At 50.6% G+C, this 23,091-nt stretch carries 40 protein-coding genes; 6 read left to right on the top strand and 34 right to left on the bottom strand.

The features are described from left to right. Positions 1–233: 233 nt before the first annotated feature. Positions 234–788 carry a gamma carbonic anhydrase family protein gene (locus KVT28_RS21335; RefSeq protein ID WP_101762576.1) on the top strand — a complete coding sequence of 185 codons (555 nt, stop codon included), beginning with the start codon at positions 234–236 and terminating at the stop codon, positions 786–788. 9 nt (positions 789–797) lie between these two features. On the opposite strand, the gene aroE is transcribed toward KVT28_RS21335, so the two are convergent. Genes aroE through dprA form a run of 5 tightly spaced genes read right to left on the bottom strand, consistent with a single transcriptional unit; the run spans position 798 to position 4,346 of the window. Beyond that, on the bottom strand, positions 798–1,619 hold the full coding sequence (gene aroE / locus KVT28_RS21330) for a shikimate dehydrogenase (protein WP_101762575.1): 822 nt from the start codon (positions 1,617–1,619) through the stop codon (positions 798–800). A gap of 3 nt (positions 1,620–1,622) precedes the next feature. Continuing rightward, on the bottom strand, positions 1,623–2,198 hold the full coding sequence (gene tsaC, locus KVT28_RS21325; protein ID WP_101762574.1) for an L-threonylcarbamoyladenylate synthase type 1 TsaC: 576 nt from the start codon (positions 2,196–2,198) through the stop codon (positions 1,623–1,625). Next, positions 2,195–2,749, bottom strand: coding sequence for a type I DNA topoisomerase (locus tag KVT28_RS21320; RefSeq protein ID WP_101762573.1), 555 nt, complete (start codon positions 2,747–2,749; stop codon positions 2,195–2,197). Before KVT28_RS21320 ends, tsaC begins: the two co-directional genes overlap by 4 nt. A gap of 27 nt (positions 2,750–2,776) precedes the next feature. After that, a complete protein-coding gene (gene smg / locus KVT28_RS21315) occupies positions 2,777–3,250 on the bottom strand; it encodes a DUF494 family protein Smg (protein WP_007891699.1) in 474 nt (157 codons plus the stop codon). Further along, the gene (gene dprA / locus KVT28_RS21310) at positions 3,222–4,346 is read right to left on the bottom strand and encodes a DNA-protecting protein DprA (RefSeq protein ID WP_101762572.1); all 1,125 of its coding nucleotides are present in this window, start codon (positions 4,344–4,346) and stop codon (positions 3,222–3,224) included. The genes smg and dprA overlap by 29 nt, the downstream gene beginning before the upstream one ends. A gap of 115 nt (positions 4,347–4,461) precedes the next feature. On the opposite strand from dprA, the gene def reads away from it, so the two are divergent. From def to mscL, 5 genes are all read left to right on the top strand, one after another. After that, complete coding sequence (gene def / locus KVT28_RS21305) at positions 4,462–4,974, top strand: peptide deformylase (RefSeq protein ID WP_008104717.1); 513 nt, start codon at positions 4,462–4,464, stop codon at positions 4,972–4,974. Positions 4,975–4,995: 21 nt separating this feature from the next. Further along, complete coding sequence (gene fmt / locus KVT28_RS21300; protein WP_101762571.1) at positions 4,996–5,940, top strand: methionyl-tRNA formyltransferase; 945 nt, start codon at positions 4,996–4,998, stop codon at positions 5,938–5,940. A 45-nt stretch (positions 5,941–5,985) separates the two neighbouring features. Continuing rightward, positions 5,986–7,272, top strand: coding sequence for a 16S rRNA (cytosine(967)-C(5))-methyltransferase RsmB (gene rsmB, locus KVT28_RS21295; protein WP_217549947.1), 1,287 nt, complete (start codon positions 5,986–5,988; stop codon positions 7,270–7,272). A 31-nt stretch (positions 7,273–7,303) separates the two neighbouring features. Further along, positions 7,304–8,680 carry a Trk system potassium transporter TrkA gene (gene trkA, locus KVT28_RS21290; protein ID WP_007891694.1) on the top strand — a complete coding sequence of 459 codons (1,377 nt, stop codon included), beginning with the start codon at positions 7,304–7,306 and terminating at the stop codon, positions 8,678–8,680. Between the two features lie 110 nt (positions 8,681–8,790). Further along, the gene (gene mscL / locus KVT28_RS21285) at positions 8,791–9,204 is read left to right on the top strand and encodes a large-conductance mechanosensitive channel protein MscL (protein ID WP_007891693.1); all 414 of its coding nucleotides are present in this window, start codon (positions 8,791–8,793) and stop codon (positions 9,202–9,204) included. Here mscL and KVT28_RS21280 read toward each other — a convergent pair. From KVT28_RS21280 to rplD, 29 genes are all read right to left on the bottom strand, one after another. Then, positions 9,155–9,439 (bottom strand): alternative ribosome-rescue factor A, encoded by a 285-nt coding sequence (locus KVT28_RS21280; protein WP_101762569.1) that lies wholly within the window; start codon positions 9,437–9,439, stop codon positions 9,155–9,157. The two genes, mscL and KVT28_RS21280, sit on opposite strands and share 50 nt — an antisense overlap. 50 nt (positions 9,440–9,489) lie before the next feature. Continuing rightward, positions 9,490–9,927 carry a Zn(2+)-responsive transcriptional regulator gene (gene zntR, locus KVT28_RS21275; protein WP_101762568.1) on the bottom strand — a complete coding sequence of 146 codons (438 nt, stop codon included), beginning with the start codon at positions 9,925–9,927 and terminating at the stop codon, positions 9,490–9,492. Position 9,928: 1 nt separating this feature from the next. Beyond that, positions 9,929–10,300, bottom strand: coding sequence for a DUF1992 domain-containing protein (locus tag KVT28_RS21270; protein ID WP_101762567.1), 372 nt, complete (start codon positions 10,298–10,300; stop codon positions 9,929–9,931). Between the two features lie 113 nt (positions 10,301–10,413). Continuing rightward, the gene (rplQ, locus tag KVT28_RS21265) at positions 10,414–10,800 is read right to left on the bottom strand and encodes a 50S ribosomal protein L17 (RefSeq protein ID WP_008104728.1); all 387 of its coding nucleotides are present in this window, start codon (positions 10,798–10,800) and stop codon (positions 10,414–10,416) included. A gap of 40 nt (positions 10,801–10,840) precedes the next feature. Beyond that, positions 10,841–11,830: a DNA-directed RNA polymerase subunit alpha gene (rpoA, locus tag KVT28_RS21260; protein ID WP_007891688.1), complete on the bottom strand. Its 990-nt coding sequence runs from the start codon at positions 11,828–11,830 to the stop codon at positions 10,841–10,843. A 25-nt stretch (positions 11,831–11,855) separates the two neighbouring features. Next, complete coding sequence (gene rpsD / locus KVT28_RS21255; protein WP_007891687.1) at positions 11,856–12,476, bottom strand: 30S ribosomal protein S4; 621 nt, start codon at positions 12,474–12,476, stop codon at positions 11,856–11,858. A gap of 32 nt (positions 12,477–12,508) precedes the next feature. Beyond that, entirely contained in the window at positions 12,509–12,898 is a 390-nt protein-coding gene (rpsK, locus tag KVT28_RS21250) for a 30S ribosomal protein S11 (protein WP_004160563.1), read from the bottom strand. Between the two features lie 16 nt (positions 12,899–12,914). Beyond that, a complete protein-coding gene (gene rpsM / locus KVT28_RS21245; protein WP_034830736.1) occupies positions 12,915–13,271 on the bottom strand; it encodes a 30S ribosomal protein S13 in 357 nt (118 codons plus the stop codon). A gap of 146 nt (positions 13,272–13,417) precedes the next feature. Further along, positions 13,418–13,534: a 50S ribosomal protein L36 gene (gene rpmJ, locus KVT28_RS21240; RefSeq protein ID WP_004160566.1), complete on the bottom strand. Its 117-nt coding sequence runs from the start codon at positions 13,532–13,534 to the stop codon at positions 13,418–13,420. A 32-nt stretch (positions 13,535–13,566) separates the two neighbouring features. Beyond that, positions 13,567–14,898, bottom strand: a complete 1,332-nt coding sequence (secY, locus tag KVT28_RS21235) for a preprotein translocase subunit SecY (protein WP_007891686.1) — start codon at positions 14,896–14,898, stop codon at positions 13,567–13,569. 7 nt (positions 14,899–14,905) lie between these two features. Then, a complete protein-coding gene (gene rplO, locus KVT28_RS21230; protein WP_007891684.1) occupies positions 14,906–15,340 on the bottom strand; it encodes a 50S ribosomal protein L15 in 435 nt (144 codons plus the stop codon). A 3-nt stretch (positions 15,341–15,343) separates the two neighbouring features. Continuing rightward, positions 15,344–15,523: a 50S ribosomal protein L30 gene (rpmD, locus tag KVT28_RS21225; protein WP_007891681.1), complete on the bottom strand. Its 180-nt coding sequence runs from the start codon at positions 15,521–15,523 to the stop codon at positions 15,344–15,346. Between the two features lie 5 nt (positions 15,524–15,528). Next, positions 15,529–16,029 carry a 30S ribosomal protein S5 gene (gene rpsE / locus KVT28_RS21220; RefSeq protein ID WP_007891679.1) on the bottom strand — a complete coding sequence of 167 codons (501 nt, stop codon included), beginning with the start codon at positions 16,027–16,029 and terminating at the stop codon, positions 15,529–15,531. Between the two features lie 14 nt (positions 16,030–16,043). After that, positions 16,044–16,397 (bottom strand): 50S ribosomal protein L18, encoded by a 354-nt coding sequence (gene rplR / locus KVT28_RS21215; protein WP_008104733.1) that lies wholly within the window; start codon positions 16,395–16,397, stop codon positions 16,044–16,046. 9 nt (positions 16,398–16,406) lie between these two features. Continuing rightward, entirely contained in the window at positions 16,407–16,940 is a 534-nt protein-coding gene (gene rplF, locus KVT28_RS21210) for a 50S ribosomal protein L6 (protein WP_008104735.1), read from the bottom strand. 13 nt (positions 16,941–16,953) lie between these two features. Beyond that, positions 16,954–17,346 carry a 30S ribosomal protein S8 gene (gene rpsH, locus KVT28_RS21205; protein WP_007891668.1) on the bottom strand — a complete coding sequence of 131 codons (393 nt, stop codon included), beginning with the start codon at positions 17,344–17,346 and terminating at the stop codon, positions 16,954–16,956. A 32-nt stretch (positions 17,347–17,378) separates the two neighbouring features. Further along, positions 17,379–17,684 (bottom strand): 30S ribosomal protein S14, encoded by a 306-nt coding sequence (rpsN, locus tag KVT28_RS21200; protein ID WP_007891666.1) that lies wholly within the window; start codon positions 17,682–17,684, stop codon positions 17,379–17,381. 14 nt (positions 17,685–17,698) lie between these two features. Continuing rightward, complete coding sequence (gene rplE, locus KVT28_RS21195; protein ID WP_007891665.1) at positions 17,699–18,238, bottom strand: 50S ribosomal protein L5; 540 nt, start codon at positions 18,236–18,238, stop codon at positions 17,699–17,701. Positions 18,239–18,252: 14 nt separating this feature from the next. Further along, complete coding sequence (gene rplX, locus KVT28_RS21190; protein ID WP_007891664.1) at positions 18,253–18,567, bottom strand: 50S ribosomal protein L24; 315 nt, start codon at positions 18,565–18,567, stop codon at positions 18,253–18,255. A gap of 10 nt (positions 18,568–18,577) precedes the next feature. Then, positions 18,578–18,949: a 50S ribosomal protein L14 gene (gene rplN / locus KVT28_RS21185; RefSeq protein WP_006120590.1), complete on the bottom strand. Its 372-nt coding sequence runs from the start codon at positions 18,947–18,949 to the stop codon at positions 18,578–18,580. Between the two features lie 169 nt (positions 18,950–19,118). Then, positions 19,119–19,373, bottom strand: coding sequence for a 30S ribosomal protein S17 (rpsQ, locus tag KVT28_RS21180; RefSeq protein ID WP_007891663.1), 255 nt, complete (start codon positions 19,371–19,373; stop codon positions 19,119–19,121). Beyond that, on the bottom strand, positions 19,373–19,561 hold the full coding sequence (gene rpmC, locus KVT28_RS21175; protein ID WP_007891662.1) for a 50S ribosomal protein L29: 189 nt from the start codon (positions 19,559–19,561) through the stop codon (positions 19,373–19,375). Before rpmC ends, rpsQ begins: the two co-directional genes overlap by 1 nt. Further along, on the bottom strand, positions 19,561–19,971 hold the full coding sequence (gene rplP / locus KVT28_RS21170) for a 50S ribosomal protein L16 (protein WP_015962145.1): 411 nt from the start codon (positions 19,969–19,971) through the stop codon (positions 19,561–19,563). Before rplP ends, rpmC begins: the two co-directional genes overlap by 1 nt. Positions 19,972–19,983: 12 nt before the next feature. After that, complete coding sequence (rpsC, locus tag KVT28_RS21165; protein ID WP_007891660.1) at positions 19,984–20,682, bottom strand: 30S ribosomal protein S3; 699 nt, start codon at positions 20,680–20,682, stop codon at positions 19,984–19,986. 17 nt (positions 20,683–20,699) lie between these two features. Next, complete coding sequence (rplV, locus tag KVT28_RS21160; protein WP_007891659.1) at positions 20,700–21,032, bottom strand: 50S ribosomal protein L22; 333 nt, start codon at positions 21,030–21,032, stop codon at positions 20,700–20,702. 13 nt (positions 21,033–21,045) lie between these two features. Then, entirely contained in the window at positions 21,046–21,324 is a 279-nt protein-coding gene (gene rpsS, locus KVT28_RS21155) for a 30S ribosomal protein S19 (protein WP_001138115.1), read from the bottom strand. A 16-nt stretch (positions 21,325–21,340) separates the two neighbouring features. Beyond that, on the bottom strand, positions 21,341–22,162 hold the full coding sequence (rplB, locus tag KVT28_RS21150; protein WP_007891654.1) for a 50S ribosomal protein L2: 822 nt from the start codon (positions 22,160–22,162) through the stop codon (positions 21,341–21,343). A 17-nt stretch (positions 22,163–22,179) separates the two neighbouring features. Then, positions 22,180–22,482, bottom strand: a complete 303-nt coding sequence (gene rplW / locus KVT28_RS21145) for a 50S ribosomal protein L23 (protein ID WP_007891652.1) — start codon at positions 22,480–22,482, stop codon at positions 22,180–22,182. Beyond that, positions 22,479–23,084 (bottom strand): 50S ribosomal protein L4, encoded by a 606-nt coding sequence (gene rplD, locus KVT28_RS21140; RefSeq protein ID WP_007891650.1) that lies wholly within the window; start codon positions 23,082–23,084, stop codon positions 22,479–22,481. Before rplD ends, rplW begins: the two co-directional genes overlap by 4 nt. Between the last annotated feature and the right edge of the window lie 7 nt (positions 23,085–23,091).

Here is a 23,091-nt window from a genome sequence, read left to right as displayed (position 1 = left end):
CGGGATGAATTTCTTCACTCCCTGCCAAGCCGTCTGCGTTGCCGCTTTGCCGTCTCAGTGGTGGCGCATTATAGGGATCCGAATTTTTTGCACAACCCCTTTTTTCGATCTTTTTAATCGACTGGCGAGTTTTCACTCTTTTCGCTGCGATCGCGAGCGATCCGCTCAAAAATCATCTTGTTTATCCGCCTTTTAAGCCGCAGGCTTGGGTAAAAACGTAAAAGGAGAAGATCATGTCCACAGCCCTACGACCTTATAAGAACCATTTCCCGCAACAAGGCGATCGCGTGATGATCGATAACAGCAGCGTGGTGGTGGGTGAAGTACAACTCGACGATGACGTTAGCATCTGGCCGCTGGTTGCGATTCGTGGTGACGTCAATAAAGTGGTGATAGGCAAAAGAAGCAATATTCAGGATGGCAGCGTACTGCACGTCACTCACAAGTCCAGCAGCAATCCGGAAGGTTATCCGCTGATTGTTGGCGAAGATGTCACGGTAGGGCATAAAGCGATGCTGCACGGCTGTACTATCGGCAATCGCGTACTGGTTGGTATGGGATCCATTCTGCTGGACGGCGTGATCGTTGAAGATGATGTGATGATTGGCGCTGGCAGTTTGGTGCCGCCAGGTAAACGACTGGAGAGCGGCTACCTGTATTTAGGCAGCCCGGTTAAGCAGGTCCGCCCACTCAGTGAAGCGGAAATCGCCGGGCTGCTTTACTCATCCAATAACTATGTCGGTTGGAAGAATGAATATCTCGCTCAGGAAAGCCAATCTCATTCCTGATCGCCAGCCTTACCTCTGCTGCATCGACTGCTTTAGTTTGGCTATCACTGGCGTGATCTCTGGCATCACGCCATGCCATAAATGAAAAGCGTGAGCGGCTTGCCCTACTAACATGCCAACACCATCCGCCAGCTGCTGCGCGCCCTGCTGCTGGCACCACAATAAGAATGGCGTCAAACCTTGTTGATAAAACATGTCATAACACCGCGTTTGCGCATTAATTAGCGATGTGGCTAACGCCGGAACTTTGCCATCAACACCGCTCGAGGTCGCATTAATGATCAGATTAAATTGCTGATCCACTAATTGCTCAAAGCTGGCCGCTTTGATATCCCCGCTATGCTGGAAAATCTCTGCCAGCTGCTCGGCGCGTGCCACGGTGCGATTCACTACCACCAGCGAACATCCGAATGAAAGCAGCGGCAGGATTACGCCACGCGCAGCACCACCGGCGCCCACCAGCAGAATTCGATCGCCTGGATGGATCATCTGCAGTCGTTCCAGATCGCTGAGCAAGCCGATGCCATCGGTGTTATCGCCGAAGATCTTGCCCTGCGCATCTTTCTTTAACGTATTAACCGCACCAGACAATGCCGCACGCTCGCTAAGCTCATCGGCAAATTCCCACGCCTGCTGTTTAAAAGGCAGCGTGACATTGGCACCTTTGCCGCCATGCGCAAAAAAATCGGCGATCGACTGAGGAAAACCCTCAAGTGGCGCGCACTCCTTGCCATATTGATGCTCAATGCCGGTTTGCTCAGCGAACAAGCTATGAATGAAAGGAGATTTGCTATGCGCAATCGGGTGACCAAATACGGCAAAATTTTCCATGCGTTAGCCCTGACGAATAAGTTCACCGCTAATAACGTCGCGGATTTCAGAAGGATTCAGTCGCCCACCCGTTTCAGCATGTAAGACCGTGAACTGCGGACCAAATTGCTTAGCAACCTCTTCCGCATTACGACAAGGCGGTTCGCCGGAAAGATTGGCGCTGGTCGAAACCAGAGGTTTACCAAAACCGCGACACAAAGCCTGTACGTCAGGATGATCGCTAACGCGAATGGCCAGTGAGTCAAAACGCCCCGTTAACCAACGCGGCGTATGTGGCGAAGCTGGCACTACATAGGTTACCGGGCCAGGCCAACTGGCAAACATACGCTCGCGCTGCAGCACAGAGAGTTCACGGTCGGCGATATAAGGTTCCAGCTGCGCGTAATCGGCTGCAATCAAAATGAGTCCCTTCTCGACTGGACGCTGCTTGAGCGCCAAAAGCGCCATTACGGCATTCTCGCTGTCGGGATCGCAGCCCAATCCAAATACGGCTTCGGTTGGATAGGCGATAACTTCCTGTTGCTGTAGCCTCTCAATGCAAAAATCGAGACTACCCGCTGAATACTGGCTTGGCTTCATGATGATGATGCGTCCTGGACAATGGGCTTACCGCAGCGTTTGCTGGCGCAGAAGCGCTTCATGCCTTGTGCGGTTTTCTTCTCTATTAATAAAGGGAACTGGCAATGCGGGCAAACGCCTTCAACCGGCGCTGCGTTAAGGACAAACTGGCAATCTGGATAGCGATCGCAAGAGTAGAAGGTTTTGCCATAGCGCGAGCGCCGCTGTACCAGTTTACCGCTCTGACATTGCGGACAGGCGATAGCTGTTTCATCAGGCTTGTCGATAGTTTCGGTGTAATCACATTCCGGGTAGTGACTGCAACCCACGAACATGCCAAATCGCCCCTGACGCAGAACTTTGTCTGCGCCACACTGGGGGCATGCATGGCCTTCCAGCACTTTAACGACGTGTCCATCTCCCTGACTTTTCAGCGGGCGAATGTAATCGCAGGTTGGATAATTTACACACCCCAGAAAAGGGCCGTGTTTGCCGGAACGTATGACTAATTCTGCCCCGCAAGCGGGGCAGGGATCGTGTTTAGGCACGGAAAATAGTGCTGATTTACTCATATTACCGGTTGCATCAATCGCAAATTATTAATGCAGCATACCTTCATTGACGTCGAATAACAGTTCTTCCATTTGCTGATAGGCGTTTTCACATCCTGGGATGTTAAAAAGCACCATCAACACCACCCATTTGAGATCTTCAAGATCGAATTCGAGGGTATCAAGGGCCATTACGCGTTCGATGACCATCTCGCGCGTTTCCATATTCAGCACCTGGACCTGTTCCAGGAACAAAATAAAACCGCGACATTCTGCATCTAAACGCTGGTTTTCCTCTTCGGTATAGATTCGCATTGAGAGCGGATCGTTTGCCATGAGTACTGGCGCAACCAAGCCTTCCTGATAATCCGCTAACCGCTCAAGCCAATTCAACGCATTGTAGATATCTTCACGATGAAAACCGGCATCGGTTAAATCATCGGTCAATTTATCCTGATCAACGCGCATTTCAGCTTCGTTGTGGATATACGTCTCAAACAAGTACATAAGTACGTCGAACATGGCATGCCCTCCTCAATCGGACATAGCCGCCGGGTACAGCTGCGATCCATCCTGCTAACTCCAGCTCCAGCAGGTGAGCTGCGATAACTGGCACAGGTTGGCCGGCACGTTCAGCGACGACGTCAACAGGTGTAACCTCATCACCTACGTTAGCCAACACAGTTGCAAATGGCAATGGCACATCGTCACTGTGTTGTGAATATATTGTTTCTGAACTGCTATCAGGCAACCATTGCAGCGTTGAATGTAAATCTTCAAGGATATTGTTAGGATGCGCCACCAGCAGCGCGCCTTGCTGGATAAGCCAGTGCGTACCTTCACTACCCGGATTGCCTAGCGCGCCGGGTAATGCATAAACGTTACGATTTTGTTCCAAAGCGTAGCGTGCCGTCACCAGCGAACCGCTTTTTAACGTGGCTTCAACTACCAGTACGCCAAGACTTAAACCACTGATGATGCGATTACGCCGCGGAAAGTTAACCGCATGCGGTGCCGTATCAAGGGGGAATTCCGAGATCAGTGCCCCACCGCCAGCGATGATCTCACGTGCTAACGCTTGATGACTTTTAGGGTAGATATGCTGCAGGCCGCTGCCTAATACTGCAACGGTTTTGCCCTGCACTTCTAACGCGGCCCGATGCGCCACGCCATCGATTCCGCGTGCAAGGCCGCTGGTGATGGTCAATCCACTTAGCGCTAATTGCTGCGTAAACCAGCTTCCCCATTGCTTACCATAATGCGTGCAGTGACGGCTGCCCACGACACCGAGTTGGGGCGTCTGCAAGATGTCCATATTTCCCGCGACATACAGCAATGAGGGACGTCGACTGATTTCCGCTAACGCCGAGGGATAATGTTCGTCGATACAGGTAACTAAATGATGCTGTTCATCCTCCAGCCATAGATGTGTTCGTGCTAACTGGCGTGGACAAAGCTCTTTAAACTGTTGTCGCTGGGTTTCGTTTAATCCCTGATCCAGTAACAGATCGTCATCAACCTGAGCATTATCCTGCAATGCCTCAGCTAAATGTCTGACAACTCCAGAGCTTAAGCCTTTCACATTTGCCAGCCTGAGCATCCATTCAATTCTCTCCATGCTGCACTCCCTGTCAGCCGCGCTATCATGCGGTGCAATGCTGTCAATCAGACATCAAAAAGTCTACAATATGAGGCAGTAATCTTTTCTTCAACGCATACAGATCTGGATATTTATGTCAGTTTTGCAGGTATTACATTTCCCTGATGATCGCCTTCGCAAAATCGCTGCGCCGGTGGCAACCGTAAACGCAGACGTGCAGCGTATTGTCGACGACATGTTTGAAACCATGTACGCCGAAGAAGGTATTGGCTTAGCGGCGACCCAAGTCGATATTCATCAGCGCATCATTGTTATTGATGTTTCTGAAAACCGTGACGAGCGTTTGGTGTTGATTAATCCGGAACTGCTGGAAAAAAGCGGTGAAACCGGTATTGAAGAAGGCTGCCTTTCCATTCCTGAGCAACGTGCTTTTGTGCCGCGCGCAGAGTGGGTCAAAGTGCGTGCGCAGGATCGTGACGGCAAAAGCTTTGAGCTGGAAACCGACGGTCTGCTGGCGATTTGCATCCAGCATGAAATCGATCATCTCGATGGCAAACTTTTCATTGATTATCTGTCGCCACTGAAACGTCAGCGTATCAAACAGAAACTGGAAAAATTGGCCCGCCTAAACGCACGCGAAGATTAAGTGCTCATTGAAGGTTAAACTGTGTCTGCACCGCTCAAAATTATCTTTGCCGGTACACCTGACTTTGCAGCGCGTCATTTAGACGCGCTACTTGCTTCTGAGCATCAGGTTGTTGGCGTCTTTACCCAGCCCGATCGTCCAGCCGGACGCGGCAATAAGCTTACGTCAAGCCCGGTCAAAGTCCTGGCACAGACGCACGATATTCCGGTATTTCAGCCGAAATCCCTGAAGCCTGAAGAGAACCAGCATCTGGTTGACGATCTGCAGGCCGATATCATGGTGGTGGTCGCTTATGGCTTGATCCTGCCAAAAGCCGTGCTGGCGATGCCGCGCCTGGGTTGTATCAATGTGCATGGTTCGCTGCTGCCACGCTGGCGCGGTGCTGCACCCATCCAACGCTCTCTCTGGGCTGGCGATACCGAAACCGGTGTCACCATTATGCAGATGGATGTTGGCCTCGATACCGGCGACATGCTGCATAAACTCTCCTGCCCAATTACGGCTGAAGACACCAGCGCGTCGCTGTATGAGAAGCTGGCGCAACTCGGCCCGCAAGGCATGCTGTTAACGCTGGATCTGCTAGCAAGCGGTAATGCCAGGCCAGAAGTTCAGGATGAAGCGCTGGTCTCTTATGCTGAGAAACTGAGTAAAGAAGAAGCGCGTCTTGATTGGTCACTTTCAGCAGCGCAGTTGGAACGTTGTATTCGTGCCTTCAATCCATGGCCAATGAGCTATTTCATGATTGAAGAGCAACCGGTAAAAGTCTGGCAGGCAACGGTTTTGCCGCATCAGAACAAGCAACCCGGTGAAATCGTCCATGCTGATAAACAAGGCATTCAGATCGCAACGGCCGATGGTGTGCTGAATCTGGTATCGCTGCAACCTGCCGGTAAAAAAGCCATGTCCGCTCAGGACCTGCTCAATTCGCGCCGCGAATGGTTCGTACCTGGAACCGTTCTGGCCTGATCCTCCAAGCCCGGTTTGACCGGGCTTTTTGTTTGATGAAATAACATGAAAAAAGCTACCAACTTGCGCAGCCTGGCCGCGCAACTCATTGAACGCGTTGTGGACAAAGGCGAATCGCTAAGTGCCATTTTGCCAGGCGCGCAAAAGAACCTATCCGATAAAGATGGCGCGCTGCTGCAAGAACTCTGTTTTGGCGTGATGCGCACGCTGCCGCAGCTGGAAGCCTTAATCGGCAAACTGATGGAGCGCACCTTAACCGGTAAGCAGCGAGTGTTGCATTATCTGTTGATGGTTGGCCTCTATCAGCTGCTATATACCCGCGTGCCGGCCCATGCGGCACTGGCAGAAACCGTGGCGGGTGCTGAAGTGCTGAAGCGCACGGCTTTAAAAGGCCTGTTAAATGGCGTGTTGCGCCAGTTCCTGCGCCAGCAAGAAGCGCTGTTAGCCGAAGTCGATCAGGGCTCGCAACGTTACTGGCATCCAGGCTGGTTGCTGAAACGTCTGCAAGCGGCATGGCCAGAACAGTGGCAACAGATTGTTGAAGCTAACAATCAGCGACCGCCGATGTGGCTGCGCGTCAATCGCCAGTATCACAGTCGCGATGCCTGGCTGGCGCTATTGCAGGCAGAAGAGAAAGTTGCTTTTCCTGGCGATGCACAAGATGCATTGCGACTGGAATCACCCGCTCCAGTCAGCCAGCTGCCGGGTTTCGATCAAGGTTGGGTGACGGTGCAGGATCTTTCTGCACAACGTTGCGCACTGCTGCTTGAGCCAAAAGATGGGGAAACTATTCTCGATCTCTGTGCTGCTCCGGGTGGTAAAACCACGCATATCCTCGAAATCGCCCCGCAGGCCAAAGTCTTAGCCGTCGATGTTGACCCGCAACGCCTGCTCCGTGTGCATGAGAACTTACAGCGCCTGGGCATGCAGGCCGAAGTGCGTCAGGGCGATGGTCGTACACCGGCAGAATGGTGTGGCGATATGCTGTTTGATCGTATCCTGCTCGATGCGCCCTGCTCTGCCACAGGCGTTATTCGCCGCCATCCAGACATCAAGTGGCTACGTCGCGATCGTGATATTCCTGAGCTGGCGAATCTACAGCGCGAAATACTTGAGGCCGTCTGGCCGCGTCTAAAATCTGGCGGCACGATGATATATGCCACCTGCTCAATATTGCCGGAAGAGAATTACAATCAAATCAGTGCCTTTTTGGCAGCGCACAGCGACGCCGTGGTCGAGACGTTGCCACAGGGCCAGGATAATGGCTGGCAGGTTTTCCCGACCATCGATGGCGGCGACGGCTTCTTCTACGCTAAGCTGATGAAAAAATAGTGCTGCGCACACTGACAAGAGCATCTAAGCCATGAAAATCATTATCCTCGGCGCCGGCCAGGTCGGCGGAACCCTGGCAGAAAATCTGGTCGGGGAAAATAACGATATCACCGTCGTCGATAGCGATGCGACGCGTTTACGCGTTTTGCAGGACAAATTTGATCTGCGCGTCGTGCATGGTCACGGATCACATCCGCGTATTTTGCGTGAAGCAGGTGCTGAAGATGCAGATATGCTGGTGGCGGTAACCAACTCCGATGAAACCAACATGGTGGCTTGTCAGATTGCGTATTCCCTTTTCAATACGCCCAATCGTATCGCGCGTATTCGCGCCGCTGAATACTTACGCGATGCTGAGAAGCTGTTTGTACCTGAAGCCGTACCAATTGATCATCTGATCTCTCCTGAGCAGTTGGTGATCGACAATATCTACCGCCTGATTCAGTATCCTGGCGCACTTCAGGTAGTGAATTTTGCCGAAGGCAAAGTGAGCCTCGCTGTGGTTAAAGCCTATTATGGCGGACCGCTGGTCGGGAATCCTTTGTCGATCATGCGTGAACATATGCCGCATATTGATACGCGAGTCGCGGCGATTTTTCGTCAGGATCGTCCCATTCGTCCCCAGGGTTCTACGATTGTGGAAGCCGGCGATGAAGTGTTCTTTATTGCCGCGAGCCAACACATCCGCGCGGTGATGAGTGAAATGCAGCGTCTGGAAAAACCGTATAAGCGCATCATGTTAGTTGGCGGCGGAAATATCGGCTTTGGATTGGCGCAGCGCCTGGAAAAACAGTACAGCGTGAAGTTGATCGAACGTAATCAACAACGCGCGGCAGAACTGGCAGAACGTTTGCACGATACTATCGTGTTTTACGGTGATGCCTCGGATCAGGAATTGCTGGCCGAAGAGCATGTCGATCAGGTGGATCTCTTCATCGCGGTCACTAACGACGATGAAGCCAATATTATGTCGGCCATGCTGGCTAAGAAAATGGGCGCGAAAAAAGTAATGGTGCTGATCCAGCGACGCGCCTACGTCGATCTTGTTCAAGGCAGCGTGATCGATATTGCGATCTCGCCGCAACAAGCCACGATCTCGGCGCTGCTAAGTCACGTACGTAAAGCCGATATAGTGGGCGTGTCCTCATTGCGTCGCGGTATTGCAGAAGCAATCGAAGCGATCGCACACGGCGATGAAACCACCTCACGCGTGGTTGGGCGTTTAATAGAAGATATTAAGTTGCCGCCGGGAACCATTATCGGTGCTGTGGTGCGCGGTGATGAGGTGATCATCGCCAATGATAATGTGCGCGTCGAACAGGGCGATCACGTAATTATGTTCCTGACGGATAAGAAGTTTGTGCCCGATGTTGAGCGCCTGTTCCAGCCAAGTCCATTCTTCCTGTAAAAGCTGCGGGCGAAAGCCCGCCGTGAAAATTTCGCTTAATCCATTGTTCTAATGGCAATTGCACAAAGGTTTGTTAGACTTTAGCCATTGGCCAAGGCAAGGAGATAACAATGAGTTTATTCAAAGAGTTTCGTGATTTTGCAATGCGCGGGAACGTGGTTGATCTGGCGGTAGGTGTCATCATCGGTGCCGCTTTTGGTAAGATTGTTTCTTCACTGGTCGCCAATATCATCATGCCGCCACTTGGCTTGCTGATTGGTGGCGTCGATTTCAAACAGTTTAAATGGATATTAAAACCGGCAGAAGGTGATATTCCTGCTGTGGTAATGGAGTACGGTAACTTTATTCAGACCGTGTTCGATTTCGTTATTGTTGCCTTCGCGATATTCCTGGCAATTAAAGTAATGAACAAGCTGTATCAGAAAAAAGAAGTTGAGAAAGCGGCACCTAAGCCGACGAATGAAGAGTTACTGCTCACTGAAATCCGTGACCTGTTAAAACAACAAAATCACGATAAATTATAATGAAGAAGCCGCCCAAGTAAGGCGCTTTTTTGTCTTTAAAGAAGAAGGCCAGTGATAAACTTTTCTGCTTATCACTGGCCTCCCAGTTACGTCCTTTGCCATGTTTGTCTTTACGTTGATAGCTGCCCTTTCCTTTCTGATTCTTCTCAATGCGCTGCCTAAACAGTGGATCATGTAATAATGTTTCCAGTGCATTATCGTTGATTTTACCTTTTTGGTGCTGATAGCGAGTCATCTCGTCCTCCGGTTATTAACGGCGCAACTATATTCCTTCCAGCGCAAAATTCAATCCTTACTACAACAAATTTCAGGCTGCGGCTCCTCACCTCTCTCCAGAGCTTCAAGTATTGAACAGCAAGCGCTGCTATGTATGTCGCCGCAGCAGGTTTCAGCTAAACGATGCAATGAACGTTGAATCGTCTGTAGTTCGGCAATCATGCCATTCACTTCATCCAATCTTTTCGCCACAATGGCTTTGGATTCCTGGCAAGTATGATGTTCAGGATCGATGCGGATCGACAATAAACCACGGATTGACTCTAAGCTAAAGCCGAGTTGGCGACCATAACGAATAAAACGCAGCCGCTGTAAATCATCGTCGCTATAAAGACGAAAACCGCCCTCAGTGCGTACCTCATGATTCATCATCTGCTGTTTTTCATAAAAGCGGATGGTGTCTGGCGTCACATCCGCCATTTTTGCCAGCTGGCCAATCCGATACATGCTATTTCTCCCGCTGCAAATGATGATGGATGTTATCGCTATACTCGCCGCGCAAAAATTCGGTACTGATTCCGGCTTGCTGGAGTTTTATTTCTAGCAAAGCTAAGCGTTTCGACAGTTCTCGCGCCTTGCCATCGTCAGGATCCAGTTCGCGTAGCAGATCGTTTACCGCCAATGCTTCTCGACGCATTTCAAGTTCCGGAGGTAAGTAACCAGAATTTTTCAACAGCCGATATGCCGTGCGCAGTTCAACTGGCACTCCGCTGTCATCATCTAGCTGTAAAGGTGCACCTTCGCCGGGCAAATTACTCAGCTCGCCCTTTTCCTGAGCTTCACGTATGTGTTGCTCTACAAGTTGATCAATTAGCCACATAAGGGAGTTCCTGATAGGTGTATCAGCCATCAGCATAGCGAAAGGGGAGTAAATGGAAAGGAATTACGGACAATAAAAAACCCGCCGAAGCGGGTTTTTTACGATACTGCAAATTACTCTGCAGTAGCTTCTGCTTGAGCTTCTGGACGATCAACCAGCTCGATGTAAGCCATCGGAGCGTTGTCACCAGCACGGAAGCCACACTTCAAAATGCGAGTGTAACCACCGGCACGGCTCGCGAAACGCGGGCCCAGCTCGTTAAACAGTTTTGCCACGATCTCGTTATCACGAGTGCGGGCGAATGCCAGACGACGATTAGCTACGCTGTCGGTCTTGGCAAGAGTAATCAGCGGCTCAACTACGCGGCGCAGCTCTTTGGCTTTCGGCAGAGTCGTCTTAATGATCTCATGACGAACCAGAGAACCAGCCATGTTGCGGAACATAGCCTGACGATGGCTGCTGTTGCGGTTCAGTTGACGACCACTCTTACGATGGCGCATGACCTTATCCTTCTCAGTGAAACCTTAACCTGTGATCGGTTTATTCATCAGCAATGCTTGCTGGTGGCCAGTTTTCCAGGCGCATGCCCAGAGACAAACCACGTGAAGCAAGCACATCTTTAATCTCGGTAAGAGATTTTTTACCCAGGTTAGGCGTTTTAAGCAGCTCAACCTCGGTACGCTGTACCAGATCACCGATGTAGTGGATAGCTTCTGCCTTGAGGCAGTTAGCAGAGCGGACAGTCAATTCCAGATCGTCAACAGGGCGCAGCAGGATCGGATCGAATTCTGGTTTCTCTTCTTTTACTTCCGGCTGACGTACATCACGTAAGTCAACGAAAGCTTCCAGTTGTTCTGCCAGGATGGTTGCCGCACGACGAATCGCCTCTTCAGGATCGATTGTGCCGTTGGTTTCCATTTCGATGACCAGCTTGTCCAGGTCGGTACGCTGTTCTACACGCGCTGCTTCAACATTGTAGGCAATACGGTCTACAGGGCTGTAGCAAGCGTCAACCAACAGACGGCCGATTGGGCGCTCATCTTCTTCCGAATGAATTCGGGCAGAAGCCGGCACATAACCACGACCACGCTGAACTTTGATACGCATGCTAATAGATGCGTTTTCATCGGTCAGGTGGCAGATCACATGCTGCGGCTTGACGATTTCAACATCACCGTCGTGGGTGATGTCGGCTGCAGTCACAGGGCCAATGCCAGATTTATTCAAAGTAAGGATGACTTCATCTTTACCTTGAACTCTTACCGCCAACCCTTTCAGGTTAAGCAGGATTTCCAGGATATCTTCCTGTACGCCCTCTTTGGTGGAGTACTCATGAAGCACACCATCAATCTCAACCTCGGTCACCGCGCAACCCGGCATGGAAGAAAGCAGAATACGGCGCAGTGCGTTGCCAAGAGTATGGCCAAAGCCACGCTCTAACGGCTCAAGGGTCACCTTGGCGTGCGTCGAACTCACTTGCTCGATATCTACCAGGCGCGGTTTTAGAAACTCTGTCACAGAACCCTGCATTGTGTCCTCTCTTTGGTACTAAGCTTTACTTAGAGTAAAGCTCGACGATCAGGTGTTCGTTAATGTCCGCAGACAGATCAGTACGTTCAGGAATACGCTTGAACACACCTTCCATCTTAGTAGCATCAACTTCCAGCCAGGTTGGCTTTTCACGCTGCTCAGCCAGCTCCAGAGCGGCCTTCACGCGAGATTGCTGTTTGGCTTTCTCACGGATGCTTACGACATCATTCGGAGATACCTGATAAGAAGCGATGTTAACAACGCGACCGTTCACCAGGATAGATTTATGGCTAACCAGCTGACGTGCTTCTGCACGAGTGGCGCCAAAGCCCATACGGTAAACAACGTTATCCAGACGGCCTTCCAGCAGGGCCAGCAGGTTTTCACCTGTGTTGCCTTTCAGACGTGCTGCTTCTTTATAGTAGTTGCGGAACTGACGCTCCAGCACGCCGTACATACGACGAACTTTCTGCTTTTCACGCAACTGGCCGCCGTAGTCAGACAGACGCGGTTTACGCGCACCATGCTGACCAGGTGGTTGTTCAATTTTGCACTTGGTATCGATCGCGCGAACGCCAGACTTAAGGAATAAGTCGGTACCCTCACGACGGCTCAGCTTGAGCTTAGGACCCAAATATCTTGCCATTTTCTTTCTCCAACTAACCTAAAAACGGGCGATTAAACGCGACGTTTTTTCGGCGGACGACAACCGTTGTGAGGGATTGGAGTCACATCAGTAATATTAGTGATGCGGAAACCAGCAGCGTTCAGAGCACGAATTGTTGATTCGCGTCCTGGACCCGGACCCTTAACCATAACTTCCAGATTCTTAATACCGTAATCTTTCACTGCTTCTGCACAGCGCTCTGCAGCTACCTGAGCAGCAAACGGAGTAGATTTACGTGAACCGCGGAAACCGGAACCACCGGCGGTTGCCCAACCCAGTGCGTTACCCTGACGATCAGTAATTGTAACGATGGTGTTGTTAAAAGATGCATGGACATGAGCCACGCCATCTGAGACTTGTTTTCTTACACGCTTGCGTGCACGAACTGGTGCCTTTGCCATTATTTACTCACCCCGATTATTTCTTGATCGGTTTACGCGGACCCTTACGGGTACGTGCATTGGTCTTAGTACGCTGACCGCGAACTGGCAGACCACGACGATGGCGTAAACCACGATAGCAACCAAGGTCCATTAGACGCTTGATGCTCAGGGTGATTTCACGGCGCAGATCACCTTCAACAACGAATTTACCAACTGCTTCACGCAGCTGTTCAATTTGTTCTTCAGACAGCTCTCTGATCTTAACATTTTCAGCAATACCCGTTGAAGCACAGATGGCTTTAGAACGAGTTTTACCGATACCGAAAATCGAAGTTAATGCGATAACGGTATGTTTTTGATCAGGAATGTTAATGCCTGCTATACGGGCCACTATGCACTCCTATAATTAAACAAATGCGTCCCATGCTGAAAAGCCCGTTTTCAGGATACTCAAATGGTAACGCATCGACATACAAAAGATTGGCTGGCTAATCTAGCCAGCTCAACCCGACTTTGCAAGAAAAATATGTGACAATATCAGCCTTGGCGCTGTTTATGCTTTGGCTCGGCGCTGCAGATCACACGTACGACACCGTCGCGGCGAATGATTTTGCAGTTACGACATAATTTCTTGACGGAAGCACGAACTTTCATTTTTACTCTCCGTAACTTCTCAAGCACCCGAATTAACGGCCGTAGCCCTTCAGGTTAGCTTTCTTCAATGCAGACTCGTACTGACTCGACATCATCAGAGTTTGCACTTGAGCCATAAAGTCCATGATGACGACCACTACGATGAGCAGCGATGTGCCGCCAAAGTAGAATGGAACTTTCATAGCATCACGCATGAACTCCGGGATCAGGCAGATAAAAGTAATATACAGTGCGCCGATTAAGGTCAGACGTGTCATTACTTTATCGATGTACTTCGCCGTTTGCTCTCCCGGACGAATTCCCGGTACGAATGCACCAGACTTCTTCAGGTTATCTGCTGTTTCACGTGGGTTGAAGACCAACGCCGTGTAGAAGAAACAGAAGAAGATGATTGCAGTCGCATAGAGTAGCACATAAAGCGGCTGTCCTGGTTGCAAATACAGCGAAATTGTTGTCAGCCAGTTCCAACCGGTACCGCCCCCGAACCATGATGCTATGGTCGCCGGGAACAGAATAATGCTGGAAGCAAAAATAGCTGGGATTACGCCCGCCATATTCACTTTCAACGGTAAATGTGTGCTCTGTGCAGCATATACACGACGGCCTTGCTGACGTTTAGCGTAGTTGACCACAATGCGGCGCTGGCCACGCTCGACGAAAATAACAAAGAACGTCACTGCAAATACTAGAACTGCAACCAACAGCAACAGAAGGAAGTGCAGGTCACCTTGCCGCGCTTGCTCGATGGTATGGCCAATGGCCGGCGGGAGTCCCGCAACAATACCTGCGAAGATAATGATCGAGATACCGTTACCGATACCTCGCTCAGTAATCTGTTCGCCCAGCCACATCAGAAACATTGTCCCAGTAACCAGACTTACAACAGCGGTAAAGTAGAATGCAAAGCCTGGATTCATTACCAGCCCCTGCATTCCAGGCATATTCGGTAAACCGGTAGCAATACCGATCGACTGGAATACAGCCAGAACCAGTGTGCCGTAGCGAGTGTACTGGCTAATCTTGCGACGACCAGCTTCACCCTCTTTCTTAATCTCAGCTAACGCTGGATGAACCACCGTCAGCAGCTGGATAATAATAGAAGCCGAAATATACGGCATGATACCCAGAGCGAAGATTGAGGCACGACTGAGAGCACCACCAGAGAACATGTTGAACATTTCAATGATGGTACCACGCTGTTGCTCAAGCAGTTTGGCAAGTACAGTGGCATCGATACCGGGGATTGGAATAAAAGAGCCAATTCGGAAGACAATGAGTGCACCGATTACAAACAACAGTCTGCGCTTCAGTTCACCAAAGCCACCTTTGGCACTTTGAAAATCTAATCCCGGTTGCTTTGCCATCTGCTACTTATTCCTCGATTTTACCGCCAGCAGCTTCGATTGCAGCACGAGCACCTTTGGTGACACGCAGACCGCGAACCGTTACCGGTGCAGAAACTTCACCAGAAAGAATCACTTTCGCGAATTCAATCTGAACACCGATAATATTGGCCGCTTTCAGCGTATTCAGGTCAACAATACCGCCTTCAACTTTCGCCAGATCAGACAGACGAACTTCTGTCGTGATCATTGCTTTGCGAGAGGTGAAACCGAATTTCGGCAGACGACGGTACAGAGGCATCTGGCCACCCTCGAAACCGCGACGTACGCCACCGCCAGAACGAGAGTTCTGCCCTTTGTGACCACGACCACCAGTTTTACCGAGGCCAGAACCGATACCACGACCCAGACGCTTAGAAGCGTGTTTAGACCCTTCGGCCGGAGACAGAGTGTTTAAACGCATCTCTTACTCCTCCACTTTCAGCATGTAGGAAATCGCGTTAATCATACCGCGTACAGCAGGCGTATCTTCACGCTCAACGGTGTGATTGATGCGACGCAGACCCAAGCCAACCAGAGTCGCTTTGTGCTTAGGCAGGCGGCCGATTGAACTGCGGGTTTGTGTAATTTTAATTGTCTTAGCCATCGTGATTACCCCAGAATTTCTTCAACGGATTTACCACGCTTGGCAGCGACCATTTCCGGAGAATTCATATTGCCCAGGCCATCGATAGTTGCACGAACCACGTTAATCGGGTTGGTAGAACCATACGCTTTAGCAAGAACGTTATGTACTCCAGCAACTTCTAAAACGGCGCGCATTGCACCGCCGGCGATGATACCGGTACCTTCAGAAGCTGGCTGCATGAACACACGAGAACCTGTGTGAGCACCTTTAACAGGGTGCTGCAGGGTACCGTGAGTCAGCGCGACGTTAATCATATTGCGACGGGCTTTCTCCATCGCTTTCTGGATCGCTGCTGGAACTTCACGCGCTTTACCGTAACCAAAACCAACGCGGCCGTTACCATCACCCACTACAGTCAGTGCGGTGAAGGAGAAAATACGACCACCTTTTACAGTTTTAGATACACGGTTTACCGCGATCAGTTTTTCCTGCAGTTCGCCAGCTTGTTTCTCGATGTTTGACATCTTAGACCTCTACCTTAGAACTGAAGGCCAGCTTCACGGGCAGCATCTGCCAGTGCCTGGACACGACCATGATATTGGAACCCGGAACGGTCGAAAGAGACATTAGTAATGCCTTTCTCAACAGCGCGCTCAGCCAGAGCTTTACCTACAGCTGCAGCGGCGTCTTTGTTACCGGTATACTTCAGTTGTTCGGCAATAGCTTTTTCTACAGTAGAAGCAGCAACCAGAACTTCGGAACCGTTCGGGGCGATCACCTGTGCGTAGATATGACGCGGGGTACGATGTACCACCAGGCGAGTAGCACCCAGCTCTTTGAGCTTGCGACGTGCACGGGTCGCACGACGGATACGAGCAGATTTCTTATCCATAGTGTTACCTTACTTCTTCTTAGCCTCTTTGGTACGCACGACTTCGTCGGCGTAACGAACACCCTTGCCTTTATAAGGCTCAGGACGACGGTAGGCGCGCAGATCAGCTGCAACCTGACCAATCAGCTGTTTATCTGCGCCTTTCAGCACGATCTCAGTCTGAGTTGGACATTCAGCAGTGATGCCGGCCGGCAGTGCATGGTCAACAGGGTGAGAGAAGCCCAGGGCCAAGCTCACAGAGTTGCCTTTAACAGCTGCACGATAACCAACACCAACCAGTTGCAGCTTCTTGGTGAAGCCTTCGGTAACACCGATAACCATGCCGTTCAGCAGCGCACGAGCAGTACCTGCTTGTGCCCAACCATCCGCATAACCTTCGCGTGGAGCGAAAGTCAGGGCGTTGTCTGCATGCTTAACTTCTACAGCACTGTTGATAGTACGAGTCAGCTCGCCGTTTTTGCCTTTGATCGAAACTTCCTGACCGCTGAGTTTTACCTCTACGCCCGCAGGAACAACGACAGGTGCTTTTGCAACACGAGACATTTTATTCCTCCGATTACGCTACGTAGCAGATAATTTCGCCACCAAGACCAGCTTGGCGCGCTGCACGATCAGTCATGACACCTTTAGAGGTAGAGATTACAGCGATGCCCAGACCAGCCATTACTTTTGGCAGCTCATCTTTTTTCTTATAGATGCGCAGACCTGGACGACTAACACGCTGAATGCTCTCTACCACAGCCTTGCCCTGGAAATACTTTAAAGTAACTTCCAGCTCAGACTTGATATCGCCTTCGATTTTAAAATCTTCAATATAGCCTTCTTCCTTCAGCACGTTGGCAATTGCCACTTTCAGCTTGGAGGAAGGCATAGAGACCGCAACTTTGTTCGCGGCCTGACCGTTACGGATACGGGTCAGCATATCCGCGATCGGATCTTGCATGCTCATCTGTGTTACTCCCGTGATTCAAATGGTGACAATTACCAGCTAGCCTTTTTAAGACCCGGGATTTCACCGCGCATTGCGGCTTCACGGACCTTGATACGGCTCAACCCAAACTTCCGCAAGAAACCGTGCGGACGACCTGTCTGACGGCAGCGGTTACGCTGACGGGAAGGGCTGGAATCACGCGGCAGACTCTGCAGCTTGAGAACGGCATCCCAACGATCTTCGTCGGATGCGTTCACATCAGAAATGATCGCTTTCAGTTCAACGCGCTTGGCGAAGAACTTGTCTGCTAATTTCACACGCTTAACTTCGCGTGCTTTCATCGATTGCTTAGCCATTAAGTAACCCTACCTTACTTGCGGAATGGGAATTCAAAGGCAGCCAGCAGAGCACGGCCTTCATCATCAGATTTCGCAGTAGTGGTAATGGTAATATCCAAACCACGAACGCGATCGACTTTGTCATAATCGATTTCTGGGAAGATGATCTGCTCACGAACGCCCATGCTGTAGTTACCACGACCGTCGAACGACTTAGCAGATAAACCGCGGAAGTCACGAATACGTGGTACAGCAATAGTGATCAGACGCTCAAAGAACTCCCACATACGCTCACCGCGCAGAGTTACTTTACAGCCGATCGGATAGCCCTGACGGATTTTGAAGCCTGCAACTGATTTGCGTGCTTTGGTGATCAGCGGTTTTTGACCGGAGATTGCTGCCAGGTCAGCTGCTGCGTTATCCAGCAGTTTCTTGTCAGCGATCGCTTCACCAACACCCATGTTCAGGGTGATCTTCTCGACCCGAGGGACTTGCATGACAGAATTGTAGCCGAACTCTGTCATGAGTTTCTGGACTACTTCGTCTTTGTAGTAATCATGCAGTTTCGCCATCGTACTACTCCAAATTACTTGATAGTTTCGCTATTAGACTTGAAGAAACGGACTTTTTTGCCGTCTTCGAATCTAAAGCCTACACGGTCAGCCTTGCCGGTTGCCGCATTGAAGAGTGCAACGTTGGAAGCTTGAATAGCAGCTTCTTTTTCAACGATGCCACCTGGCTGGTTCAGGGCCGGAACCGGCTTCTGATGTTTCTTAACCAAGTTGATACCTTCAACGATGACTTTACCAGAAGTCAGGACGTTCTTTACTTTACCGCGTTTACCTTTGTCTTTGCCGGTAAGCACGATAACTTCGTCGTTACGACGGATTTTCGCTGCCATTGCTCGCTCCTTAGAGTACTTCTGGTGCCAGAGAGATAATTTTCATGAACTTTTCAGTACGAAGTTCACGAGTTACCGGCCCAAAAATACGCGTACCGATAGGTTGCTCGCTGTTATTGTTTAAAATAACGCATGCATTACCATCGAAGCGAATGACAGAACCGTCCGGGCGACGAACACCCTTCCTGGTGCGCACCACTACCGCTTTCAGGACATCACCTTTTTTCACCTTGCCACGAGGAATTGCTTCCTTGATGGTCACTTTGATGATATCGCCGACGCCTGCGTAGCGACGGTGCGAGCCACCCAGAACCTTGATACACATTACGCGACGTGCACCGGAGTTGTCGGCGACGTTCAGCATAGTCTGTTCTTGGATCATTTTAGTGCTCCGCTAATGTCAACTACTACTTCGGGACCCAAACCTCAGGTCGTTAAAAAGCCCCATAATTGAGGGCGCGGCATTATAACACCGGTTCTCGCACATGGGTAGAAAAAACGAACGGCTCAGACGAGCCGTTCGTTTTATTTTTTAGAGGAAACGGATTCTATTACAGAACCGCTTTCTCTACAACGCGAACCAGCGTCCAAGACTTAGTCTTGGACAGCGGACGGGTTTCGCGGATTTCAACCACGTCACCAATACCGCATTCATTGTTCTCGTCATGGATGTGCAGCTTAGTCGTACGCTTGATGAATTTACCGTAGATCGGGTGTTTCACGACACGTTCGATAGCAACAACTGCAGATTTCTGCATTTTGTCACTAATAACACGACCCTGCAGAGTACGGATTTTATCGGTCATTACGCCGCCTTCTCAGTCAGTAAAGTCTTAACACGTGCAACATTACGGCGAACTTCTTTCAGCAGATGGGTTTGCTGAAGTTGGCCGGATGCTGCTTGCATGCGCAGGTTAAACTGCTCACGCAGCAGGTTAAGTAGCTCAGTATTCAGCTCTTCAACGCTTTTTTCACGCAGCTCATTTGCTTTCATTACATCACCGTCTTAGTAACAAAGGTGGTTTTGATAGGCAGTTTTGCTGCTGCCAGCTTGAAGGCTTCACGGGCCAATTCTTCCGAAACTCCGTCCATTTCATACAGGACTTTACCCGGTTGAATGAGGGCAACCCAATACTCCACGTTACCCTTACCTTTACCCATACGCACTTCCAGCGGCTTCTCGGTAATTGGTTTGTCCGGGAATACACGGATCCAAATTTTACCTTGACGCTTAACTGCACGGGTCATAGCACGACGTGCTGCTTCGATCTGACGAGCAGTCAGACGACCACGGCCAACAGCTTTCAGACCGAAAGTACCGAAGCTGACATCCGTACCTTGCGCCAGACCACGGTTGCGGCCTTTGTGCACTTTACGGAATTTCGTACGCTTTGGTTGTAACATCAGCGACTCTCCTTACTTACGGCCTTTACGCTGCTGCTTTTTAGGTTGAGCAGCCGGTTCCGGTTGTTCAACAGCAGCCATACCACCCAGGATCTCGCCTTTGAAGATCCATACCTTAACGCCGATTACACCATAAGTGGTGTGCGCTTCAGAGGTGTTGTAGTCAATATCTGCACGCAGTGTGTGCAACGGTACGCGACCTTCACGGTACCATTCGGTACGTGCGATCTCGGCACCGCCCAAACGGCCGCTGACTTCGACTTTAATACCCTTCGCGCCCAGACGCATTGCGTTCTGTACAGCACGCTTCATAGCACGACGGAACATCACACGACGCTCCAGCTGTGAAGTGATGCTATCAGCAACCAATTTAGCGTCCAGTTCCGGCTTACGGACTTCGGCGATGTTGATCTGTGCAGGAACGCCAGCGATTTTCGCGACGACCGTACGCAGTTTTTCTACGTCTTCACCTTTTTTACCGATAACGATACCCGGGCGAGCAGTGTGAATAGTCACACGGATGCTCTTAGCCGGACGCTCGATAACGATACGAGATACAGACGCTTTAGACAGTTCCTTGGTCAGGAACTGACGGACTTTAAAATCGCTGTCCAGGTTGTCAGCGAATTCTTTGGTGTTCGCAAACCAGGTAGAGTTCCATGGTTTTACAATACCCAGGCGAATACCATTAGGATGTACTTTCTGACCCATTGCTAGTCTCCAGAGTCTCAGCGATCGGACACAACCACAGTAATGTGGCTGGTGCGCTTCAGGATGCGATCTGCACGACCTTTCGCACGCGGCATAATGCGCTTCATGCTTGGGCCTTCGTCTACGAAGATTTTCGCGACTTTCAGATCGTCGATATCAGCGCCATCGTTGTGTTCGGCGTTCGCAATGGCAGATTCCAGGACTTTCTTAACCAACACAGCAGCTTTCTTGTTGGTGTAGGTCAGAATATCCAGAGCCTGCGACACTTTCTTACCGCGAATCAGGTCTGCCACCAGGCGAACCTTCTGAGCAGAAGAACGAGCATGGCGATGTTGAGCAATAGTTTCCATCTCTTCCTCCTACTTATTTCTTCTTGGCTTTCTTATCTGCAGCATGGCCGCGATAAGTACGTGTCGGTGCAAATTCACCCAGTTTGTGGCCGACCATTTCGTCGGAAACAAAGACAGGAACGTGCTGACGACCATTATGGACAGCGATGGTCAAACCGATCATGTTAGGGAAGATCGTTGAACGACGGGACCAAGTGCGCAGGGGCTTCTTGTCACCGCTTTCCACCGCTTTCTCTACCTTCTTCAGCAAGTGCAGGTCAATAAAAGGACCTTTCTTGAGAGAACGTGGCATGGCTTATCCTCTAAAATTATTTGCTACGGCGACGTACGATAAATTTATCAGTACGCTTGTTGCTACGGGTCTTCTTACCTTTGGTCTGAACGCCCCACGGAGTTACCGGGTGCTTACCAAAGTTACGACCTTCACCACCACCGTGCGGGTGATCGACTGGGTTCATCGCAGTACCGCGAACGGTAGGACGAACACCACGCCAACGGGTTGCACCAGCTTTACCCAGTACGCGCAGCATGTGCTCAGAGTTGCCGACTTCGCCGAGAGTTGCACGACATTCGGATTCAACTTTGCGCATTTCGCCTGAACGCAGACGCAGGGTAACGTAGGAACCCTCACGCGCTACGATCTGCACGTAAGTACCAGCTGAGCGAGCAATCTGACCGCCTTTGCCTGGTTTCATTTCTACGTTATGAACGGTAGAACCCACCGGGATGTTACGCATCGGCAGGGTGTTACCTGCTTTAATCGCAGCATCAACGCCAGATTGAATCTGATCGCCGGCTTTCAGGCCTTTAGGGGCCAGGATGTAACGGCGCTCGCCATCTTTGTACAGAACCAGTGCGATGTTCGCAGAACGGTTCGGATCGTACTCAAGACGCTCAACAACTGCTGGGATACCATCTTTGTTGCGTTTGAAGTCAACAATACGGTAAGCCTGCTTGTGACCACCACCGATATGACGGGTAGTGATACGACCATTGTTGTTACGACCACCGGATTTGCTGTTTTTTTCTACCAGCGGAGCAAATGGTTTGCCCTTGTGCAGCTCTGGGTTCACCACTTTAACTACGTGGCGACGACCCGGAGATGTCGGTTTACATTTAACAACTGCCATTGTCTTTCTCCTCCGACTTACTCAGCGCCGCCGACGAAGTCCAGATTCTGGCCTTCCTTCAGGGTGACGTAAGCTTTTTTCCAGTCGCTACGACGACCGATACGCTGTCCGTGACGCTTAACTTTCCCTTTAACTACCAGGGTGTTTACGTCTTTAACTTCCACTTCGAACAGCTTCTCAACAGCAGCAACGATCTCTGCTTTGGTCGCGTCTTTAGCAACTTTGAGAACGATGGTATTGGTTTTTTCCATCGCAGTAGATGCTTTTTCTGATACGTGCGGTGCACGCACTACTTTCAGCAGACGTTCTTCACGGATCATGCCAGCATCTCCTCAACTTGCTTAACTGCTTCCGCAGTCATAACGACTTTGTCGAAGGCGATCAGGCTAACTGGGTCGATGCCCGCTGCATCACGCACGTCAACCTTGTACAGGTTACGCGCAGCCAGGAACAGATTCTCATCCAGTTCACCGGTGATGATCAGCACATCTTGCAGCGCCATGTCTTTCAGTTTCTGTACCAGCAGCTTAGTTTTAGGCGCTTCTACAGAGAACGTCTCGACAACGATCAGACGGTCCTGACGTACCAGCTCGGACAGAATGCTTTTCAGCGCGCCGCGGTACATCTTTTTGTTAACTTTTTGACTGTGGTCCTGTGGACGTGCAGCGAAGGTTACGCCACCTGAACGCCAGATCGGGCTCTTTACAGAACCTGAACGCGCACGGCCGGTACCTTTCTGGCGCCAAGGCTTTTTGCCTGAACCAGTAACTTCAGCACGAGTCTTCTGCGCACGAGTACCCTGACGAGCACCAGCAGCATAAGCAACAACAACCTGGTGAACCAGCGCTTCGTTGAAATCACGACCGAAGGTAGTTTCGGAAACAGTCAGCGCGCTCTGCGCGTCTTTCAGTACTAATTCCATTGCTATC

The organism is Pantoea sp. GbtcB22, from assembly GCF_019091025.1.
In the GTDB taxonomy this organism is placed as follows: Bacteria; Pseudomonadota; Gammaproteobacteria; order Enterobacterales; family Enterobacteriaceae; genus Pantoea; species Pantoea leporis.
The sequence above is the reverse complement of the archived record's forward strand: the minus strand, read 5'-3'. Positions and strand labels throughout refer to the sequence as shown.